This window comes from Variovorax sp. FW301-JW7 (assembly GCF_058788795.1).
The window spans coordinates 572,061-589,619 of the sequence record NZ_JBYTBC010000001.1; the positions used below are offsets into that span (position 1 = coordinate 572,061).

Annotated in this window: 19 protein-coding genes; 4 read left to right on the top strand and 15 right to left on the bottom strand. The window is 69.0% G+C overall.

What is annotated here, in order from left to right; translation table 11 throughout:
• The first annotated feature begins 3 nt into the window (after positions 1 to 3).
• Positions 4 to 633, top strand: a complete 630-nt coding sequence (locus AC3WQM_RS02470) for a TetR/AcrR family transcriptional regulator (protein ID WP_062473073.1) — start codon at positions 4 to 6, stop codon at positions 631 to 633.
• On the opposite strand, the gene AC3WQM_RS02475 is transcribed toward AC3WQM_RS02470, so the two are convergent.
• The 7 genes from AC3WQM_RS02475 to AC3WQM_RS02505 all read right to left on the bottom strand — a co-directional run bounded on the left by AC3WQM_RS02475 (position 630) and on the right by AC3WQM_RS02505 (position 9,092).
• Positions 630 to 1,772: an ABC transporter permease gene (locus tag AC3WQM_RS02475; RefSeq protein WP_492676813.1), complete on the bottom strand. Its 1,143-nt coding sequence runs from the start codon at positions 1,770 to 1,772 to the stop codon at positions 630 to 632. The genes AC3WQM_RS02470 and AC3WQM_RS02475 overlap by 4 nt on opposite strands.
• Positions 1,772 to 2,956, bottom strand: a complete 1,185-nt coding sequence (locus tag AC3WQM_RS02480) for an ABC transporter permease (RefSeq protein WP_492676815.1) — start codon at positions 2,954 to 2,956, stop codon at positions 1,772 to 1,774. The genes AC3WQM_RS02475 and AC3WQM_RS02480 overlap by 1 nt, the downstream gene beginning before the upstream one ends.
• A 13-nt stretch (positions 2,957 to 2,969) precedes the next feature.
• The gene (locus tag AC3WQM_RS02485) at positions 2,970 to 3,956 is read right to left on the bottom strand and encodes an HlyD family secretion protein (RefSeq protein ID WP_492676817.1); all 987 of its coding nucleotides are present in this window, start codon (positions 3,954 to 3,956) and stop codon (positions 2,970 to 2,972) included.
• Positions 3,957 to 3,958: 2 nt separating this feature from the next.
• Positions 3,959 to 5,395: a TolC family protein gene (locus AC3WQM_RS02490; protein WP_492676819.1), complete on the bottom strand. Its 1,437-nt coding sequence runs from the start codon at positions 5,393 to 5,395 to the stop codon at positions 3,959 to 3,961.
• Positions 5,396 to 5,400: 5 nt separating this feature from the next.
• Positions 5,401 to 6,132, bottom strand: coding sequence for a MerR family transcriptional regulator (locus tag AC3WQM_RS02495; protein ID WP_492676820.1), 732 nt, complete (start codon positions 6,130 to 6,132; stop codon positions 5,401 to 5,403).
• 73 nt (positions 6,133 to 6,205) lie between these two features.
• Entirely contained in the window at positions 6,206 to 6,574 is a 369-nt protein-coding gene (locus AC3WQM_RS02500; RefSeq protein WP_062481424.1) for a nuclear transport factor 2 family protein, read from the bottom strand.
• A gap of 1 nt (position 6,575) precedes the next feature.
• Positions 6,576 to 9,092, bottom strand: a complete 2,517-nt coding sequence (locus tag AC3WQM_RS02505; protein ID WP_492676821.1) for a sodium-translocating pyrophosphatase — start codon at positions 9,090 to 9,092, stop codon at positions 6,576 to 6,578.
• 254 nt (positions 9,093 to 9,346) lie between these two features.
• On the opposite strand from AC3WQM_RS02505, the gene ppa reads away from it, so the two are divergent.
• Entirely contained in the window at positions 9,347 to 9,874 is a 528-nt protein-coding gene (gene ppa / locus AC3WQM_RS02510; RefSeq protein WP_492676822.1) for an inorganic diphosphatase, read from the top strand.
• A gap of 42 nt (positions 9,875 to 9,916) precedes the next feature.
• Here the strand turns inward: ppa and AC3WQM_RS02515 are convergent, their stop codons facing one another.
• Complete coding sequence (locus AC3WQM_RS02515) at positions 9,917 to 10,669, bottom strand: hypothetical protein (protein WP_492676823.1); 753 nt, start codon at positions 10,667 to 10,669, stop codon at positions 9,917 to 9,919.
• 77 nt (positions 10,670 to 10,746) lie between these two features.
• Positions 10,747 to 11,907 carry a GNAT family N-acetyltransferase gene (locus tag AC3WQM_RS02520; RefSeq protein ID WP_492676824.1) on the bottom strand — a complete coding sequence of 387 codons (1,161 nt, stop codon included), beginning with the start codon at positions 11,905 to 11,907 and terminating at the stop codon, positions 10,747 to 10,749.
• Between the two features lie 19 nt (positions 11,908 to 11,926).
• Between AC3WQM_RS02520 and AC3WQM_RS02525 the strand changes: the two genes are divergently transcribed.
• On the top strand, positions 11,927 to 13,624 hold the full coding sequence (locus AC3WQM_RS02525) for an NAD+ synthase (protein WP_492676825.1): 1,698 nt from the start codon (positions 11,927 to 11,929) through the stop codon (positions 13,622 to 13,624).
• The gene (locus AC3WQM_RS02530) at positions 13,621 to 13,959 is read left to right on the top strand and encodes a P-II family nitrogen regulator (RefSeq protein WP_056580191.1); all 339 of its coding nucleotides are present in this window, start codon (positions 13,621 to 13,623) and stop codon (positions 13,957 to 13,959) included. Before AC3WQM_RS02525 ends, AC3WQM_RS02530 begins: the two co-directional genes overlap by 4 nt.
• A 124-nt stretch (positions 13,960 to 14,083) precedes the next feature.
• Here AC3WQM_RS02530 and AC3WQM_RS02535 read toward each other — a convergent pair whose 3' ends face one another.
• Genes AC3WQM_RS02535 through AC3WQM_RS02560 form a run of 6 tightly spaced genes read right to left on the bottom strand, consistent with a single transcriptional unit; the run spans position 14,084 to position 17,520 of the window.
• Complete coding sequence (locus AC3WQM_RS02535; protein ID WP_492676826.1) at positions 14,084 to 14,674, bottom strand: LOG family protein; 591 nt, start codon at positions 14,672 to 14,674, stop codon at positions 14,084 to 14,086.
• A gap of 31 nt (positions 14,675 to 14,705) precedes the next feature.
• Complete coding sequence (locus tag AC3WQM_RS02540) at positions 14,706 to 15,104, bottom strand: diacylglycerol kinase (RefSeq protein ID WP_492676827.1); 399 nt, start codon at positions 15,102 to 15,104, stop codon at positions 14,706 to 14,708.
• Positions 15,101 to 15,670 (bottom strand): RDD family protein, encoded by a 570-nt coding sequence (locus AC3WQM_RS02545; protein WP_492676828.1) that lies wholly within the window; start codon positions 15,668 to 15,670, stop codon positions 15,101 to 15,103. Before AC3WQM_RS02545 ends, AC3WQM_RS02540 begins: the two co-directional genes overlap by 4 nt.
• 10 nt (positions 15,671 to 15,680) lie before the next feature.
• Positions 15,681 to 16,514, bottom strand: a complete 834-nt coding sequence (locus AC3WQM_RS02550) for a DUF3106 domain-containing protein (protein WP_492676829.1) — start codon at positions 16,512 to 16,514, stop codon at positions 15,681 to 15,683.
• Positions 16,515 to 16,531: 17 nt separating this feature from the next.
• On the bottom strand, positions 16,532 to 16,957 hold the full coding sequence (locus AC3WQM_RS02555) for a DUF3619 family protein (RefSeq protein ID WP_492676830.1): 426 nt from the start codon (positions 16,955 to 16,957) through the stop codon (positions 16,532 to 16,534).
• Entirely contained in the window at positions 16,954 to 17,520 is a 567-nt protein-coding gene (locus AC3WQM_RS02560; protein ID WP_489061480.1) for an RNA polymerase sigma factor, read from the bottom strand. The genes AC3WQM_RS02555 and AC3WQM_RS02560 overlap by 4 nt, the downstream gene beginning before the upstream one ends.
• Between the last annotated feature and the right edge of the window lie 39 nt (positions 17,521 to 17,559).

Consider the following 17,559-nt stretch of genomic DNA (forward strand, 5'->3'; position numbering starts at 1 on the left):
CACATGACTGCCACGATCGACAAAACCGCCACGCCCGATGCCGCCGAAGGCGCGCCCAGCGAGCACTACGCGCGGCTGCTGCAGGGCATGGCGCATGCCGTGGCGGCCAAGGGTTACGCCGACACCACCATCGCCGACATCGTGCGCGAGGCGGCGGTGTCGCGGCGCACGTTCTACGAGCACTTCAGCACCAAGACCGAGTGCCTGATCGCGCTGTACGAAACGGCCAGCCGGCTCGGCCTGCAGGCCGTGAGCGAGGCCTTCGACCCGGCCCAGCCCTGGCACACGCAGGTGGAGCAGGCGATGACCGCCTACATGGACTACCTCGCCCAGGACCCGGTGCTGCTGCGCACGCTGTTCGTCGAGATCCTCGGGCTGGGCCTGCCGGGCCTGGCGGCGCGGCGGCGCGTGAACGGCGAGATCGCCAACTTCATCCAGGTGGCGATCAACAGCAGCGATTCAGGTGAGGTGCCCGCGGCGCACATGAGCAGCCAGATGGCGATGACGGTGGTAGGCGGCATCAACGAACTGGTGCTGCAGGCCATCGAGCAGGACCGCGTGGGCGACCTGCGCGAGCTGGTGGCACCGGCCACGCGGCTGGTGCGCGCCGTGGCGGCGGACAGCCGACGCTAGTCGCGCTCGTTCTGGCGCGGCGTGGCCGCGGCCCACAGCACGAGCAGTCCCGCCACCACCATCGCTGCCAGCGCCCCGAGGTACGGCAGCACGTCGTGCAGCGGCGCCCCCATCTGGTTGAGTCGCAGCGAGGCCTGGATGCCCGCCGTGCTGGGGAACAGCCAGCGCAGCGCCTGCAGCGGCGCTGGCAGGGCCTCGACAGGCCACGAGAAGCCCGAGAGAAAGGCCATCGGCAGCGCAGTGAAGAGCAGCACCTGCAACGCACGCTCGCGGTCGCGGAACCAGCAGCCCAGCAGTAGGCCGAGCACGCAGATCGCCGGCACGTAGAACAGCAGCAGCACCAGCGCGGCGAACGGATTGCCGCCGCGCGGGTAGTCCTGCAGGAAGAACACCCAGCCGAAATAGAACAGGCCGCTCAGCACGCCGAAGCCCGACAGCGCGCCCAGCCGCCCCAGCCACGCGCCCATGCCCGCACGCAGCCGGCCAGCCTCGGCCCAGGTGCCGGCCAGCATTGCGGCGCCCATCAGCAGCGTCTGCTGCAGGATCAGCAGCGCCACCGCCGGCACCACGTAGCTGCCGTAGCCCTCGGTCGGGTTGAACAGAGCGACCAGCTGCGTGTTGAGCGGGCTGCGGCTGCGCGCGGCCTGGACCGCGCTTTGGCCGCCGGCCTGCAGCTTGCGGATCTCGACACCGGCCGACACCGTGCCCACCGCTTCGGAGAAGCCGTACAGCACCGCCTTGTTCAGCAGCGCGTAGGCGCCGTTGCCCTCGATGCTCACCACCGCCGGCGTGCCGCGCAGCACGTTGCGCTTGAGGTCCTTTGGCAGCAGGGCGTAGCCCTCGATCTCGCCGCGCCACAGCGCCTGCTGTGCCTCGTGCACGTCGGACGTGACCATGCGCACATCCAGCCGCGGGCTGGCCATCGCGAAGCGCGCGATCTGCCGCGACAGCCCGCTGTGGTCCTGGTCGACCACCGCCACCGGCACCCGAGTGACGGCCTGCGTGCCGTAGGGCCACGGGTAGAAGAAGCCGTAGATGATGGGCGCGAGCAGCATGATCAGCAGCACGCCCTTGTCGCGCAGCACGCCGAAAGTGGTGTCGCGCCAGGCGGCGGCGAAGCCCTGGATGCGCGTAGTCATCAGCGGCCTCCCCACGTCTCGGGCGCCGCGGCCGCACGCACCAGCAGCGTCGCCGACACGGCCAGCAGCACGGCAGTGCCTACCACCATCCACAGCGGCGTGGCGGCCGAGTAGGCCAGGGGCGCGCCCATCTGCAGCTGCTCCATCTGCACGCGGATGTAGTGCGTGTAGGGCAGCAAGCCGGCCCACAGCTGTGCGAGCACCGGCATGGCGACCAGCGGAAAGCCCACGCCGCCGAACGCAAAGGCCGGCGCGGTGATGAAGCCGGTGGCCGACAGCGCGGTGCGCAACGAGCGCGTGAGGCTGGCCACGAAGGCGCCGAGCGCGATCGACAGCGCCAGGAACACCATCAGCGCGAACAGCGTCCATCCCACCGAGCCGACGGGGTGCCAGCCGCGGCCCGCCGTGATCCACAGCATGGCGGCCAGACCCACCGCCGACAGGCTCGCGAACGGCAACATCAGCTTGCCAGCCAGCGCGGCCAGCGCCTCAGGCCAGCGCGGCGCGGCGCCGAGCCAGCCGCCCAGGCTGCGGTCGCGCAGCTCGCGGCCCACGGCCCAGGCGCCGGCCGTCATCGCGAGGATGTGCAGCAGCGCGGGAATGAGCGCGGCGCCGAGAAACTGCTCGTAGTCGGTGGAGGTGTTGAACAGCGCCACCATGCTGGCCTTGACCGGGTCCATGCTCACGCGCGCGGCCTTCATCGACTCGCCGCGCTTGTTGCGCACCGCGAGCTCGACGCCGGCCGACACCGTGGCGACGGCCGTGCGCACGTCGCGCTGGATCAGGCTCGAATGCGTGCCCAGCTGCGCGTTGTGCAGCAGCACGACCTGCCCGACGCGGCCCTGCTTGACGTCGCGGCTCAGCTCGCGCGGCAGCTGCACCGCCGCATCGACGGCGCCGCTGGTGAGCGCGCGCTGCATCTCGCCTTCGTCGGCGTACTGCTGCGCCACGCGCAGGCCCGGCGTGGCGTCCAGGAAGCGCACCAGCTGGCGCGAGAGGGCGGAGTGGTCCTGGTCGAGCACGCCGATCGGCAGGCGCTCGGGCAGGCCGGCCGAGAAGATCCACCAGATCAGGAACACCGCGAGCAGCGGCACCCACGAGATCATGGCCAGGTCCCACGGGCGCGTGCGCAGCAGCGCGAATTCGCGCCGGGCGCTGGCGGTGGAAAAGCCGCGCAGGCTCATGGCGGGCGCGGCGTCAGTCGACCAGAACGCTCATGCCGGGGCGCGCGCCTTCGATCGGCTTGAGCGGCCGGGCGCGGACCTCGAAGGTGCGCACGTCGAAGCCGGCACCGCCGCGCGTGGCGCGCCAGGTGGCGAAGTCGGGCAGCACGCCGCTGTAGTAGACCTTGAAGCGGGCGGTGCGCCGGTCCTCGGGCAGGGCGGGCAGGCGGGCGTCGAATTCCTTGTCGAGCGCGAAGCGGGCCAGGCGGTCTTCGCGCACGTTGAGCACCACCCACTGGTCGTTCAGGTCGACCACCGTGACCACGGCCACGCCCTGCGGCGAGAGCTCGCCGACCTTGGCGAGCACCTTGGCCACTTCGCCGCCGACCGGGCTGCGCAGCTCGGTCTCGGCCTTGGCGGCTTCCACTTCGGCGACCACGCCGGCCACCTGCCGTGCCTGCGCGCTGGCGGCGGCCTTGTCTTCGGGGCGGGCGCCGGTGCGCGCCATGTCGTACTGCGCCTTGGCGGCCACGGCGGCGTCGCGCGAGGCCTTCCAGTTGGCCTCGGCCTCGTCGCGTTTCTGGTCGGCCACGAGGCCGTCGCGCGCCAGGCCGTCGACGCGGCGGAACGAGGTCTGTGCGAGCTGCGCGGCGGTCTCGGCGCGCTGCCACTGCATGCGCGCCATTTCGATTTCTTGCGGGCGGGCGCCGTTCTGCGCCTTGTCGGCCACGGCCTGCGCGGCCTGCTCGGCGGCGGTGGCCTGCGCCAGCTTGGCGCGCACCTCGGGGCTGTCCATGCGCACCAGCAGGGCGCCGGCCTGGATGCGGTCGCCTTCCTTCACGGCCACTTCGGCGATGCGGGCCGTGACCTTGCCGGCCACGTCGGTCTCGCGCGCTTCCATCTGGCCCTGGAACACCTCGGGCGCCGGCTGCGCGGCGCGCCAGAAGCCCCAGGCGAGCAGCACCAGCACGAGCAGTGCGGCGGCGATGGCGATCAGTCGGCGGGTCTTGGCACTCATCATGGTCAGTTCACCTTCACGTCGGCGCGCGCGATGTAGTCGGAAAAAGTCTCGGACAGGCCCGCGCTCTCGAGCAGCTGCGCGAGCGCCTGCACGTAGTCGTTGGCGGCCTGCGCGCGTTCGGTCAGCACCTTGGCCTGGTTGGTCTCGGCGTCGATCAGGTCGAGCGTGGTGCTGGTGCCTTCGCGCAGCCCGGCGGTGCGCAGCTTGACCACCTCCTGTGCGAGCTCGACCGAGACCTTCATCTCGAGGTACTGGCGGCGCGCGTTGTCCAGTGCGCGCCAGTTGCGTTCGACCAGCAGCGAGATGTCGCTGCGCGCCTGCAGGTCGGTGCGCTCGGCCTGTTCGACCTGCTTGTGCGAGGCGGCCGACAGCGCGTTGCGGTCGACCGAGTCGTACAGCGTCCAGCGCACGCCGAGGCCGGCCACCCAGTCGGCGTTGCCGCTCTTGATCTCGCGCGTGCCGAAGGCGATGACCTGCGGGCGGCGCAGGGCCTCTTCGCCTTCGTGCAGCTGCTCGGCCTGCGCCTTCTTGGCCGCGACCTTGCCCAGGCCCGGATGCCGCGTGAGCGCCGCATCGATGAAGTGGCCGAGCGGTTCGATCGGCGCGCTGATGAGGAACAGCGGCGTTTGCGGCGTGACGCTGCCCTCGGCGCGAACCGTGCGCGCCAGGGCCACGCCCGCCAGCGCGGCGTCGTTCTCGGCCTTGCGGGCGTTGCGGCGCGCTTCTTCATACGCGGCGCTGGCCTGCAGCCGCTCGACGCGCGAGATCACACCGGCCGCGAGCATCTTCTGCGCCGCCGCGTCGTGTTGCGCGATGGTGCGCTCGGCCTGCAGGCGCAGCGTGGCGGCGCGCTGCGCGAGCTGGGCGCCGAAGTAGCGCTGCACCAGCAGCGTGTCGACCTCGTGGCCGGCCTGCTCGGCATCGGCCTGGGCTTCGCGCGCCTGCGCCGAGACGAAGCCGCGCACCGCGTCGGTCGCGCCGCCCAGGTAGAGCGGCCACACGGCCGACACCGAGGCGTTGGCGCCGGTGTCGTGGCGGTTCAGCGTGTAGCTGTTGGGCAGCTGCGGAATCGGCACGCGCGAGACGAAGCTCTGGATCGACGGCGGCAGCGACGAGCCGATCTGGCCGAGCTTCTGGTTGAGCGGATCGAGGTCGAGGTTCAGGTTCGCGTTGTACGCATAGGCCAGCCCCGAGATGCTGACCACCGGCCCGCCCAGGCGCTTGACGCCTTCGCTCTGCAGTTCCTTGGCCTCGACGGCGATGCGCGCGGCGGCCAGCTTGTCGGAGCGCTCGACCATGCGCTGGCGCGCGGCGTCGAAGCTCAGCGCCAGCGTGCTGGAGGTGTCGCCGCGGGCCTGCTGCTGCGCGAAAGCCGCGCCGCCGAGGAAGGCCGGCAACAGCAGCAGGGACGGAAGAAGGGCGAGGCGAGGTCGTGTCATCGGCATCAGGCGGTCTTGTGCAGCAGGGCGTCGAGCTCCTGCTGCAGGATCACGGGAAAGGCGGCCTGCACCGCCCCGGTGGCCAGCGGCCGTGCTTTCTCGAGCAGCTGCGCGGCGCGGCCGGCATCGAGGGTGTCGCCGGAGAGCAGGCTGTCGGCCAGCGTGCGCAGCCAGCGCCGCGCCACGGTGCGCAGCGTGCGGACCATGGTTTCCTGCATGCCGATGACCGCTTCGAGCGGCAGGCCCAGCGCGGCCAGCTGCTCGGCGACCTGGCCGAGCGCCGGGCTCAGCACCTGCACTTGGCCGTCGGGCAGTTCGCGCATGAGGCCGGCGCGGGTGGCGCGGCCGAGCAGGGCGGGCGTCATCTGGCCCTGCCACTTGGTGGCCAGCGCCTGGGCCGACACCACCACGGGCGTTTCTTCGGCGAACAGGCTGCCCGACACCGAGCGGGCCACGGCCAGCAGGTCGGGCCAGGTGGCGGCCGGCGCGCGCGTGAAGATGCGGCGGATCGCCTCGATGCCGAAGCCCTGTTCGCGCAGTTCGCGGATCAGCGCCAGGCGTTGGACGTGGTCGGGGCCGTACAGGCCGAGCCGGCCCTGCAGCCGCGGCGGCGGCAGCAGGCCGCCCGTGGTGTAGGCGCGGATGTTGCGGACCGTGACGCCCGTGCGCGCCGCCAGGGCCTCGATGGAGAGGTCCTGCAAAGCGGTGGAATCGGACGTGGCGGTGGATGCGTTCATGTGACAGTTTCAATGTTACATCGAAAATGTTGCATAAAACCAGCCCGGATCGCGCGGTCCAGGCGGGGCATCCTCAGCCCGGCTTGCGCTGCGCCGGGTCGTAGAAGAACTGTTCTTCGGCGATGCGCTCGCCGTCCCAGCGCTGCCAGGCGATCTCTTCCATGCGCATGCGCCCGCCGCCCTTGAACGTGAACTCGAAGATCCAGTGGATGCCGACGTGGTCGCCATTCACCAGCACCGGCCGCACGCAGGTCGATGCCACCGACTCGGTGCGCGCGAGCACGGCGCTTTCCTGCGCGACCAGCGTGCTGCGCCCGCGCCGCGGCTCGGCCTGGTTCTCGCGCATGGTGGCGTCTTCGGTATAGAAGTCTTCGATGACCTGGGCATGCGCGCCGCCTTCGACGGCGGCAATGAAGGCTTCGAGCCGGGCGGGCGTGGGCATGTCAGGACTTCACTTTCACTTCGACGCGGCGCGCTTCCGAGGCCGGGCCGTCGGCCTGCGACTGCTCGGGCTTGGCGAGTTCGATCTTGTCTTCGGGCGCGCCCGCCGACTTGATGGCGTCGCGCACGGCCATGGCGCGCTGCTTGGCCAGCTCGGCGTTCTTGGCCGGGTCGCCGCTGGCGTCGTGGTAGCCGCTCACCAGCACGGTGCTGCCGCTCTGCACGGCCTTGATGACATCGGACAGCGCCTCCTTGGCGTTGGGCGCGACTTCGGCGCTGGCGCTCGCGAAGTAGAACTTCACGATGCCGTTCTCGACCTTGACCGCTGCGGCTTCGGTGGCTCCGACGGCCGCCGAGGCGAGGGTGGCGGCCGGCGTGGCCGCTGGCGCCATCGCGGCGGGGGCCGTGGCTGCAGGCGGGGTCTCGATCTTGGTCGGCACGGCCGCTGCCGCATCGCCGGCGTGGAACTTGACCACCAGCGGCACGATCAGCAGCGCCACGATGTTGATGATCTTGATCAGCGGGTTCACCGCCGGGCCGGCCGTGTCCTTGTAGGGGTCGCCCACGGTGTCGCCGGTGACGGCCGCCTTGTGCGCCTCGGAGCCCTTGCCGCCGTGGTGGCCGTCCTCGATGTACTTCTTGGCGTTGTCCCACGCGCCGCCGCCCGTGCACATCGAGATGGCGACGAACAGGCCGGTGACGATGGTGCCCATCAGCAGGCCGCCCAGCGCCTTCGGTCCAAGCAGCAGGCCGACCAGGATCGGCACCACCACCGGCAGCAGCGACGGGATCATCATTTCCTTGATGGCCGCGCCGGTCAGCATGCCCACGGCCTTGCCGTACTCGGGCTTGCCGGTGCCTTCCATGATGCCGGGGATCTCGCGGAACTGGCGGCGCACTTCTTCCACCACCGCACCGGCCGCGCGGCCCACGGCCTCCATGGCCATCGCGCCGAACAGGTAGGGGATCAGGCCGCCGATGAACAGGCCCACGATCACCATCGGGTCGCTCAGGTTGAAGCTGATGTTCAGCCCGAAGCTTTCCAGCTTGTGGGTGTAGTCGGCGAACAGCACCAGCGAGGCGAGGCCGGCGGAGCCGATGGCGTAGCCCTTGGTCACGGCCTTGGTCGTGTTGCCGACGGCGTCGAGTGGGTCGGTCACGGCGCGCACGCTGTCGGGCAGCTCGCTCATCTCGGCGATGCCGCCGGCGTTGTCGGTGATCGGGCCGTAGGCGTCCAGCGCCACCACGATGCCGGCCATGCTCAGCATCGACGTGGCAGCGACTGCAATGCCGTACAGGCCGGCCAGCGAGTACGAGGCCAGGATCGCGATGCACACGAAGATCACCGGCCAGGCCGTCGAACGCATCGACACGCCCAGGCCCGCGATGATGTTGGTGCCGTGGCCGGTGGTCGACGCTTGCGCGATGTGCTGCACGGGCTTGTACTGCGTGCCCGTGTAGTACTCGGTGACCCACACCAGCGCGGCCGTGAGCGCCAGGCCCACGAAGCAGGCGCCGAACAGCTTCAGCTGGCTGCCGCTGGCGGCAATGGCGTTGTCGGGAATGATCCAGCTCGTGACGAACCAGAACGCGATCAGCGACAGGATGCCCGCCACCGCCAGGCCCTTGTAGAGCGCCGGCATCACGTTGACCATGCCTGGCGACGCCTTCACGAAGAAGCAGCCGATGATCGACGCGATGATCGACACGCCGCCCAGCGCGAGCGGGTACAGCACCGCGTCCAGCGGCGCCGCCGTGACCATCAGCGCGCCCAGCACCATGGTGGCGATCAGCGTCACCGCGTAGGTCTCGAACAGGTCGGCCGCCATGCCGGCGCAGTCGCCGACGTTGTCGCCCACGTTGTCGGCGATCACCGCCGGGTTGCGCGGGTCGTCTTCAGGAATGCCGGCTTCGACCTTGCCCACCAGGTCGGCGCCGACGTCAGCGCCCTTGGTGAAGATGCCGCCGCCCAGGCGCGCGAAGATCGAGATCAGCGAGGAGCCGAAGGCAAAGCCGATCAGCGGATTGAGGATGGCGGCAAGGCTGTGGTCCGCCTTCGGCGCGCTGCCGGCCAGGAACCAGTAGAAGCCCGTCACGCCCAGCAGGCCCAGGCCCACCACCAGCATGCCGGTGATGGCGCCGCCGCGAAACGCCACGTCGAGCGCCGGGCCGATGCCCTTGGTCGCAGCTTGCGCGGTGCGCACATTGGCGCGCACCGACACGTTCATGCCGATGAAGCCGCAGGCGCCCGAGAGCACTGCGCCGACCACGAAGCCGACGGCCGTGGTCAGGTCGAGGAAGAGGGCGATGAGCACCGCGAGCACCGCGCCGACCACTGCGATGGTGGTGTACTGCTTGGCGAGGTAGGCCGAGGCGCCGGCCTGGATGGCCGCGGCGATTTCCTGCATCCGGGCGTTGCCCGGGTCCTTGGCGAGAATCCAACTTCGGGCCCAGAAACCGTAGCCTACGGCCACCAGGCCGCAGACGATGGCAAGAATCAGGGGGGTGTTGCCGCTCATGCTTTGCTTCTCCATTCGTTCGTTGTGACTTGTGGAGACGGACAGCCTGGGCCCTGCGCGCAACGCGTACGGGACCATGTTCTCCGCCGCGTTGCTTCCTCGAAGCTCGCTGCACCGAAGGTGCGGAGCCGATTGGCCAACGGTTGCAATTTACAGGCAAAAACACACACGCGTGCGACCGGCCCGTGACACGGAAAGTAAACTCCGGGTTTGTCCCCATCCGTCTCATACTTTTCAACTACTCGAAAAACGTCATGTCCTTCGACAAAGTCTCCCCCGGCAAGAACGTCCCCGACGCCTTCAATGTCGTGATCGAAATCCCGATGAACGCCGACCCGATCAAGTACGAAGTCGACAAGGAATCGGGCGCGATCTTCGTGGACCGCTTCATGACGACGGCCATGTACTACCCCGCCAACTACGGCTACGTGCCGCAGACCCTGTCGGGCGACGGCGACCCGGTCGACGTGCTGGTGATCGCCCCGTACCCGCTGCTGCCGGGCGTGGTCGTGCCCTGCCGCCCCCTGGGCATCCTGATGATGGAAGACGAAGCCGGCGTCGACGGCAAGGTGCTGGCCGTGCCCACCGACAAGGTGCTGCCGATCTACAGCCACTGGAAGTCGGTCGACGACGTGAACCCGATGCGCCTGAAGGCCATCAGCCACTTCTTCGAGCACTACAAGGACCTGGAAGCCGGCAAGTGGGTCAAGGTGCTGGGCTGGGAAGGCATCGAAGCCGCCAAGAAGGAAGTTCTTGACGGCATCGCCGCGTACAAGAAGTAATTTTTTCTTTCGCTTGAAAGACGGCCTGGATGCTCCGGGCCGTCAGCCCTGGACCGCATCCCCGGCCAGCCGCATCCATTCGCGGTTGACGCCTCGCGCATGCGAGTTCCAGTGGCGCGCCGCCTGCTGCAGTTCGTCCCATTGACGGCGTGCACCGGCGGTGTCGCCTTGTTGCGCCAGCCACGCGATGTAACGGGCGCGCGTTTCCACCGTGTTGTAGGTGTTCAGCGCCGTCTCGAAGGCTTCGCGCGCTTCCGGCGTGCGGCCCTCGGCGGCGAGCGCGCGGGCGTTCAGCACGGCAACCTCGTCCTTGCGGTAGTCGTCGCGCGTGGCACGCAGGGCCTGCAGTGCCAAGTGCGCCTCGCGGCCCGAGGCCGGGCTGCCTTCGGCGACCAGGGCGCTGGCCAGGCCGAACTGCAGTTCGGGGTCGGAAGCGAAGGGGCCTTTCAGTGCGTCGCGGTAGTGCCCGACGGCGTCGGCCGCCTGGCCGCGGTCGAGTGCTGCCTTGGCCAGGCGCAGCTTGTTCTGCGCCGTGGGTGCGAGGTCGTAGGCCTCGGCGGCGGCGCGGTATTCGCGCTCGGGATCGATGAAACCGATGGCCGCGTTCGCCACCTTGCCCGCGGTGCGCTGCATGCGCGAGGCCGGCAGGTACTCGACCACGAAGTACACGATGCTGCCGAGCAGCGGAAAGCTGAAGAGGATGATGAGCCAGTACATCTGCTTGCCGTGGCGCATGGCATGCACGGCGAAGTACAGCGCGATGAGGATGTGCAGTCCCAGTCCGACGAATGGCATCGGTGCTCCCTGTGTGTTGTGTGTGGTTGTTTGAGTGCCGGGCGGCTTTATAGCAGCCCCCGGTGCTCCTGCGCCGATCAGGTCGCCTTGAACGGGCTGCGTTCGCCGAGGTGGTCCAGGTAGTTCTCGATGCCCGCGCCCTCGCGCTCGAGGAAGCGCTCGACCGCGTCCGCGAACGACGGGTGCGCGAGCCAGTGGGCGCTGGTGGTGCGCACCGGCATCAGCGCGCGGGCCATCTTGTGCTCGCCTTGCGCGCCGCCTTCGAAGCGTGCCGCACCGTGCGCGATGCACCAGGCGATCGGCTGGTAGTAGCAGGCCTCGAAATGCAGGCAATCGACGCGCTCCAGTGCGCCCCAGTAGCGGCCATAGGCCACCAGCGGTTGGGCCTCGTCGGTAGAGAGCGCGATCAGGCTGGTCGCGATGGGGCGCCCGTCGCGCTCCGCCACGAACAGCAGCCAGGCCTCGGGCAGCGTGTCGGCCATGCGCTGGAAGAAATCGCGCGTGAGGTAGGGCGGGTTGCCGTGCTCGCGGTAGGTGCGCTCGTAGCAGCGATAGAAGAAATCCCAGTCGGCGGCGGCAATGTCGGTGCCGCGCGACCAACGGAAGCTGACGCCGGCCTCGGCGACCTTGCGGCGCTCCTGGCGGATCTTCTTGCGTTTGTCATGCGAGAGGCTGGTCAGGAAGGCGTCGAAGTCTGTGTAGCTGGGCTGCGTGTTCGTCCAATGAAACTGCACCGTGTGGCGTCGCATCAGCCCGGCTTCGGTGCACGCGGCGATGTCGGCGTCGGCGCCGAACAGCAGATGCAAAGACGAAAGTTCCTGTTCCTTGCAGACCGCCACCAGCGCCTGCACCAGCAGCGTGCGGCTTTGCGCGTCGCGTGCCAGCAGCCGGGCGCCGGGCACGGGCGTGAAGGGCGCCGCCACCACCGCCTTCGGGTAGTAGGCGAGCCCGTGCTGCTCGTAGGCGTTGGCCCAGGCCCAGTCGAACACGTACTCGCCGTAGGAATGGTCCTTGAGGTAAAGCGCGCAGGCGGCTTCGAGCATGTCACCGCGCCACAGCGTGACGAACTGCGGCGTCCATCCGCGCTCGGGCGAGGCGCTGCCGCTGTCGTGCATCGCCGCGAGGTATTCGTGGCGCATGAAGGGCGAGGGCTCGGGCTGTGCGGCGAGCAGGGCGTTCCAGGCTTGCGGGTCGATGTCCGACGGCGACGCCAGAACCCGAATGACATAATCGTTCAAGCCTTTTTCTTCCTTCTGTATGACGCTCAAGCTCGCCATCGCGCAACTCAATTTTGTGGTGGGCGACCTCGTCGGCAATGCGCAGAAGATCGTCGGCGCCGCACGCGAGGCCTACGCGCAAGGCGCGCGCCTTCTGCTGACACCCGAACTCTCGATTGCCGGCTATGCGGCGGAGGACCTGTTCCTCCGTCCCGCCTTCACCGAAGCCTGTGATGATGCCGTGAAAGGCATCGCCGCCGCGCTGGCCGACCTCAAAGACATGGTTGTGGTGGTGGGGCATCCCAGCGGCGGCAGCCTGCGCAGCCGATCCGTGGCCGTGCAGCTGCGCCACAACGCGGCCAGCGTCCTCAAGGAAGGCCGCATCCTCGAGACCTACGCCAAGCGCGAACTGCCGAACTACCAGGTGTTCGACGAGCGCCGCTACTTCACGCCGGGGCAGGGCACCTGCGTGTTCGAGGCGGGCGGCGTGTCGGTCGGCCTGCTGATCTGCGAGGACGCCTGGTTCGACGCGCCGGCCGAGCTGGCGCGCGCCGGCGGCGCCGAGGTGCTGGCGGTGATCAACGCCTCGCCGTACCACGTGGGCAAGGAAGGCGAGCGCGTGGCGCGCATGGCCGACCGCGCACGCGCCGTGGGCCTGCCGCTGGTCTACGCGCACCTGGTGGGCGGGCAGGACGAGGTGGTGTTCGACGGCGCCTCGTTCGCGCTGCAGGCCGATGGCGCGCTGGCTGCCCAGGCCGAGAGCTTTCGCGAGCGGCTGGTCTTCATGGAGCTCGCGCGCGGGGCGCAGGGCGGTGTCGCCGTCGTGGCCGACCCGTCGGCCATTGCCGCGCCACGCGACGCCGAGGCGCAGCTGTGGGACGCGCTGGTGCTCGGCGTGCGCGACTACATCGGCAAGAACGGTTTTCCGGGCGCGATCCTGGGGCTGTCGGGCGGCATCGACTCGGCACTGGTGCTCGCGATCGCGGTCGACGCGCTGGGCAAGGACAAGGTCCGCGCGGTGATGATGCCGTCGCCCTACACGGCCGACATCAGCTGGATCGATGCGCGCGACATGGCCGGCCGGTTGGGCGTGCGCTATGACGAAATTTCGATCAAGCACACCTTCGAGTCCTTCAAGGCCGCACTGGCCGGGGAGTTCGCGGGCCGGCCGGAAGACACGGCCGAGGAGAACATCCAGGCCCGCATCCGCGGCACGCTGCTCATGGGGCTGTCGAACAAGTTCGGCGCCATCGTGCTGACCACCGGCAACAAGAGCGAGATGGCCACCGGCTACTGCACGCTCTACGGCGACATGGCGGGCGGCTTCGCGGTCATCAAGGACCTGCTCAAGACCACGGTGTTCGCGCTGGCGCGCTGGCGCAATGCCCACGACCCGTACGGCACCGGGGCGGCGCCGATTCCCGAACGCATCATCACGCGCCCCCCGAGCGCCGAGCTGCGCCCGGACCAGACCGACCAGGACAGCCTGCCGCCCTACGACGTACTGGACGGCATCCTGGCACGCTACATGCAGGACGATGAAGGCATCGACGAGATCATTGCCGCGGGCTACGACCGCGCGGTGGTCGAGCGGGTTGCGCGGCTCATCAGGATCAACGAATACAAGCGGCGCCAGGCGCCCGTAGGCATCCGGGTCACCCACCGAAGCTTCGGCAAGGATTGGCGTTACCCTATCACCAGCAAGTTCAACGAAACCGCCGGAGCACAAAAACCATGAAGCAGATCACCGCCATCGTCAAACCCTTCAAGCTCGAGGACGTGCGCGAAGCCCTCGCCGAGGTGGGTGTCACCGGCCTCACGGTGACCGAGGTCAAGGGCTTCGGCCGCCAGAAGGGCCACACCGAGCTGTACCGCGGCGCCGAGTACGTGGTCGACTTCCTGCCCAAGATGAAGGTCGAAGTCGTCGTCAACGAGAGCGACGTGGAGCGCTGCATCGAGGCCATCGTGAGCTCGGCGCGCACCGGCAAGATCGGCGACGGCAAGATCTTCGTGACCGAGGTGGAGCGCATCGTGCGCATCCGCACCGGCGAAGAAAACGAAAACGCAGTTTAAAAGCTCGCCCCCAGGCTGCGCGCACTTCGTGTCGCTTCGCCAACCCCCTACCGGGGGCAACACCAGAGGCCCGGCGAAGCCGGTTCCTCGGTGTTCGCTGGAATGGGGCAGGGGCCCGTTCCGGTCAGAGGTTTTCTGACAGCTTGTCGTCGCGGGGGTGCAGGGGGACTTCGGCGCGCAGTGCTGTCAGCAGTTCGGGCACGTCGGTGCCGGTGCGGACCAGGTCCATCTGCCATTCGCCCATGAAACCCTCGCGCACGCTGTGCGCCAGGAAGCTCAGCAGGCCGTCGTAGTAGCCGGCGGTGTTGAGGATGCCGGTCGGCTTGTCGTGGTAGCCGAGCTGGCGCCAGGTCCAGATCTCGAACAGTTCTTCAAAGGTGCCGATGCCGCCCGCCATCGCGAGGAAGGCGTCGGCGCGCTCGCCCATCATGGCCTTGCGCTCGTGCATGGTGTCGACGACGTGCAGCTCGTCGCACAGGGGGTTGGCCAGTTCCTTGTCGACCAGAGCCTTGGGAATGATGCCGACGACGCGCCCGCCGGCCTGGCGGGTGGCCTCGGCCACCGTGCCCATCAGGCCGGTGCGGCCACCGCCGTAGACCAGCTGGCCGCCGTTCTGGCCGATCCATTGGCCCACGGCCTGGGCGGCCTGGGAAAACTCGGGGCGCTCGCCGGGGCGCGAGCCGCAATACACGCAAATCGAAAATTCTGGAGTCATCCTGCGATCATGCCGCAGGCGGCAGACCCGCTCATGACATGAAGCGTTGCCACAGGGCTGCGGCCCAGATGCCGCCGCACAGCGTGAGCGACAGCAGGACGGCGGCGCTGCCCATGTCCTTCGCGCGCTTGGAGAGGTCGTGCCACTCGGGGCCGATGCGGTCGATGGCGGCTTCCACCGCCGTGTTGAGCAGCTCGACGATCATCACGAGGACGGCGCTGCCGGCGAGCAGCGCCACCTCCACCCAGCTACGCCCCAGCCAGAAGGCGGCCGGGATCATGATCATCGACAGGATGGCCTCCTGGCGGAACGCCGGCTCGGTCCAGCCGGCACGCAGGCCGTACAGCGAGATCAGCGTGGCATGCCAGACGCGCTCGAGGCCCTTGCGGGCCTTTTGCGGGTTCACGGCGGGGTCGGGCAAGGCACTCATTGGCGGCTCATCGGTTTGGAGGTGATGAGCCGCGTACCGGCCCAGGCGTCGTGCCAGAACTGGCGCTCGGGGTGAAAACGGGCCAGCAGCGCCCAGACGGCAACCCAGCCGAAGATCAGGACGGTCGATTCGCCGCCGGACAGCTTGAACGGGGCGATGGCGGCCAGCGGCGGCAGGAACCACACCCAGCTCAGCAGGTAGCGCGCCAGCGCACGGCCCTGGCTGACGGGCTGGCCCTGGCGGTCGACGATGCGGATGTTCCAGGTCTTCATGGCCAGCGTCTGGCCCTTGGCCCAGAACCACACGAAGTAGACGCCGAACACCACGAAGAGAAAGGCCTGCAGCAGGTGCCGCCGCTCGTCCATGGCGTCGCGCATCTGGCCCAGCGTGCTGAACAGCCAGCCGGACACGAACACGACCGCGAACAGCAGCATGCCTTCATAAAGCCAGCAGGCCATGCGACGCCAGAGGCCGGGCACGGCCGGCGAGACGCCGTGGCCGGCTGCGGTGGGAAGGGGCGAGGCCGACTGGCCGGGACCCGAGGTCTCGGGAGAACTGGAAACCATCGACATCTTGTCAGGGAGCGGAGGACGGCGCCGGCACCTGCGCTTCGGCGGGCACCGGGGGAGGCGTGACGCCGTTCGGCGTGGAGGCGGCCGGGGCGACGACGGTGCTGGTCGGTGCGGGCGCGCGTTCCGTTGCTGCGGGCGACGTTGCCGGCGAACTCACCACGACGGCCGCCGGCGGCGGCACGGGCGTGGGGAGCGTGGCCGGCACGATGCGGGGCGTGTGCTGTCCGGGCGGCGTGACGGCCGGCACGGGCACGAGTTTTTGCGATGAAACCGGGCGCACCGGCACGGCGGCGCCGCGCGGCTTGGGCGGTGCGCGCTCGGCGAGCTTGCGCTTTTCTTCTTCGCTCAGCGCCTGGTACTGCTCCCACTTGAGCCTGCGCTCGTCGGCGGGAACCCGCTTGACCTCGGCGAAGTTCAGGCGGGCCTGGGTGCGCTGCTGGTTGCTCAGTGCCGCCCACTCGATCATGCGGCTGTGCAGCGTGACCTGGTCGTCGGCGGGCATGTTCGTGTAGTTGCGCGACAGGGCCAGCCATTTGCGCTTTTGACCGACGTTCAGCGTGTTCCAGTGCAAGGCCAGCGGCTTCAGGGCGTATTGCTGCTCGGTGCTCAGGTCGCTCCAGAGGGGCCTGGTCGTGGTGGCGACGCCCTTGGGGCTTGCTGCGCCATTGGTGCCTGCGGCGTGCGTGGCGGGCTTGGTGGCTTCGGGCAGCGTCTGAGCATCGGCCAGTGTCAGGCCGAAGACGGCGGCTGCCAGCGCACCCGCCCAAACGACGGCGCCCGCCGGGAGCGGGCGCAACGGAAGCAGGGCTTTCGCACGGGAAACGGAGCGGCGTCGCATTCGGTCGGGCAAGGTGTTCAGTCGGAGGCGCTGTCGGACTTCAGGAATTGGGCGAAGCCGGGATCGGTGTAGGCGGCGGGCGGCAGGTCGCCCGTCAGCAGGGCCGAGTCGACCTCGGCGAGTTCGCTGGCGCGGTCGTCGTCCTGCATCACGCTGATGGTGATCAGGCCGGCCACCAGGGCGATCAAGGGCACTACGGAACCGATGCGGGTCCACCAACTGCCGCCCAGCGTGACCGTGTGGCCCGACTGGACCGCGACGGGCGCCGTGCGCAGCTGCGGGGCCAGCTTGCGCGCAGCCACGGCCTGCGAGCGAGCCACGCGCAGGCGTTCGCTGATGTCGTGCGGCAACGCTCGATTGCCGTCCGACAGTCGGGCCGCCAGCCGTTGGCCGAAGCGATCTTCTGCAGCGTTGGATTGAGAGGTTGGAACCTTGGTATTCATAGCGATATTCCCTTGGCTTTGAGCGCCTTGCTCAGAGCGTGGACGGCTCGCGAACAATGGGTTTTGACGCTGCCCTCGGAGCAGCCCATCGCGGCGGCCGTCTCTGCGACGTCCATTTCCTCCCAGTAACGCATCAGGAAAGCCTCGCGTTGACGGCCGGGCAAAGCCGCGATCTGTTCTTCGATTTCGTGAAAGACCTGGCTGCGGCGGGTGGTGTCTTCGGCGCTCTCCGATTCTCTGGAGTCGGTGGGCGAGACAAAGTTCTCCAGCAGGTCGAAATCCTCGCCGTTATCGGCCGGTTCGAAGTCGCTGAGGTTGGAGAAAAGGGCGCGGCGGGTCTTCTGGCGGCGGAACCAGTCGAGCGTGCAATTCGACAGGATGCGCTGGAACAGCATCGGCAGTTCCTCGACAGGCTTGTCGCCGTAGTGCTGCGCCAGCTTCATCATGCTGTCCTGCACGATGTCCAGGGCCGCTTCTTCGTCCCGCACGTGATAGACCGAGCGCTTGAAGGCCCGTCGTTCGACGCTTTTCAGGAAGTCGGAGAGTTCGTGTTCAGTAGCCAAATGAGAGGGGGCGGCGGGACGCGCCGCGTGGGGAGGATG

Coding starts and splice junctions, on each gene's coding strand:
- AC3WQM_RS02550 (WP_492676829.1), bottom strand. CDS start 16,514: ATGCGACGCCGCTCCGTTTCCCGTGCGAAAGCCCTGCTTCCGTTGCGC.
- AC3WQM_RS02485 (WP_492676817.1), bottom strand. CDS start 3,956: ATGATGAGTGCCAAGACCCGCCGACTGATCGCCATCGCCGCCGCACTG.
- AC3WQM_RS02500 (WP_062481424.1), bottom strand. CDS start 6,574: ATGCCCACGCCCGCCCGGCTCGAAGCCTTCATTGCCGCCGTCGAAGGC.
- AC3WQM_RS02535 (WP_492676826.1), bottom strand. CDS start 14,674: ATGACTCCAGAATTTTCGATTTGCGTGTATTGCGGCTCGCGCCCCGGC.
- AC3WQM_RS02530 (WP_056580191.1), top strand. CDS start 13,621: ATGAAGCAGATCACCGCCATCGTCAAACCCTTCAAGCTCGAGGACGTG.
- AC3WQM_RS02505 (WP_492676821.1), bottom strand. CDS start 9,092: ATGAGCGGCAACACCCCCCTGATTCTTGCCATCGTCTGCGGCCTGGTG.
- AC3WQM_RS02515 (WP_492676823.1), bottom strand. CDS start 10,669: ATGCCATTCGTCGGACTGGGACTGCACATCCTCATCGCGCTGTACTTC.
- AC3WQM_RS02480 (WP_492676815.1), bottom strand. CDS start 2,956: ATGAGCCTGCGCGGCTTTTCCACCGCCAGCGCCCGGCGCGAATTCGCG.
- AC3WQM_RS02470 (WP_062473073.1), top strand. CDS start 4: ATGACTGCCACGATCGACAAAACCGCCACGCCCGATGCCGCCGAAGGC.
- AC3WQM_RS02540 (WP_492676827.1), bottom strand. CDS start 15,104: ATGAGTGCCTTGCCCGACCCCGCCGTGAACCCGCAAAAGGCCCGCAAG.
- ppa (WP_492676822.1), top strand. CDS start 9,347: ATGTCCTTCGACAAAGTCTCCCCCGGCAAGAACGTCCCCGACGCCTTC.
- AC3WQM_RS02495 (WP_492676820.1), bottom strand. CDS start 6,132: ATGAACGCATCCACCGCCACGTCCGATTCCACCGCTTTGCAGGACCTC.
- AC3WQM_RS02475 (WP_492676813.1), bottom strand. CDS start 1,772: ATGACTACGCGCATCCAGGGCTTCGCCGCCGCCTGGCGCGACACCACT.
- AC3WQM_RS02545 (WP_492676828.1), bottom strand. CDS start 15,670: ATGGTTTCCAGTTCTCCCGAGACCTCGGGTCCCGGCCAGTCGGCCTCG.
- AC3WQM_RS02555 (WP_492676830.1), bottom strand. CDS start 16,957: ATGAATACCAAGGTTCCAACCTCTCAATCCAACGCTGCAGAAGATCGC.
- AC3WQM_RS02525 (WP_492676825.1), top strand. CDS start 11,927: ATGACGCTCAAGCTCGCCATCGCGCAACTCAATTTTGTGGTGGGCGAC.
- AC3WQM_RS02490 (WP_492676819.1), bottom strand. CDS start 5,395: ATGACACGACCTCGCCTCGCCCTTCTTCCGTCCCTGCTGCTGTTGCCG.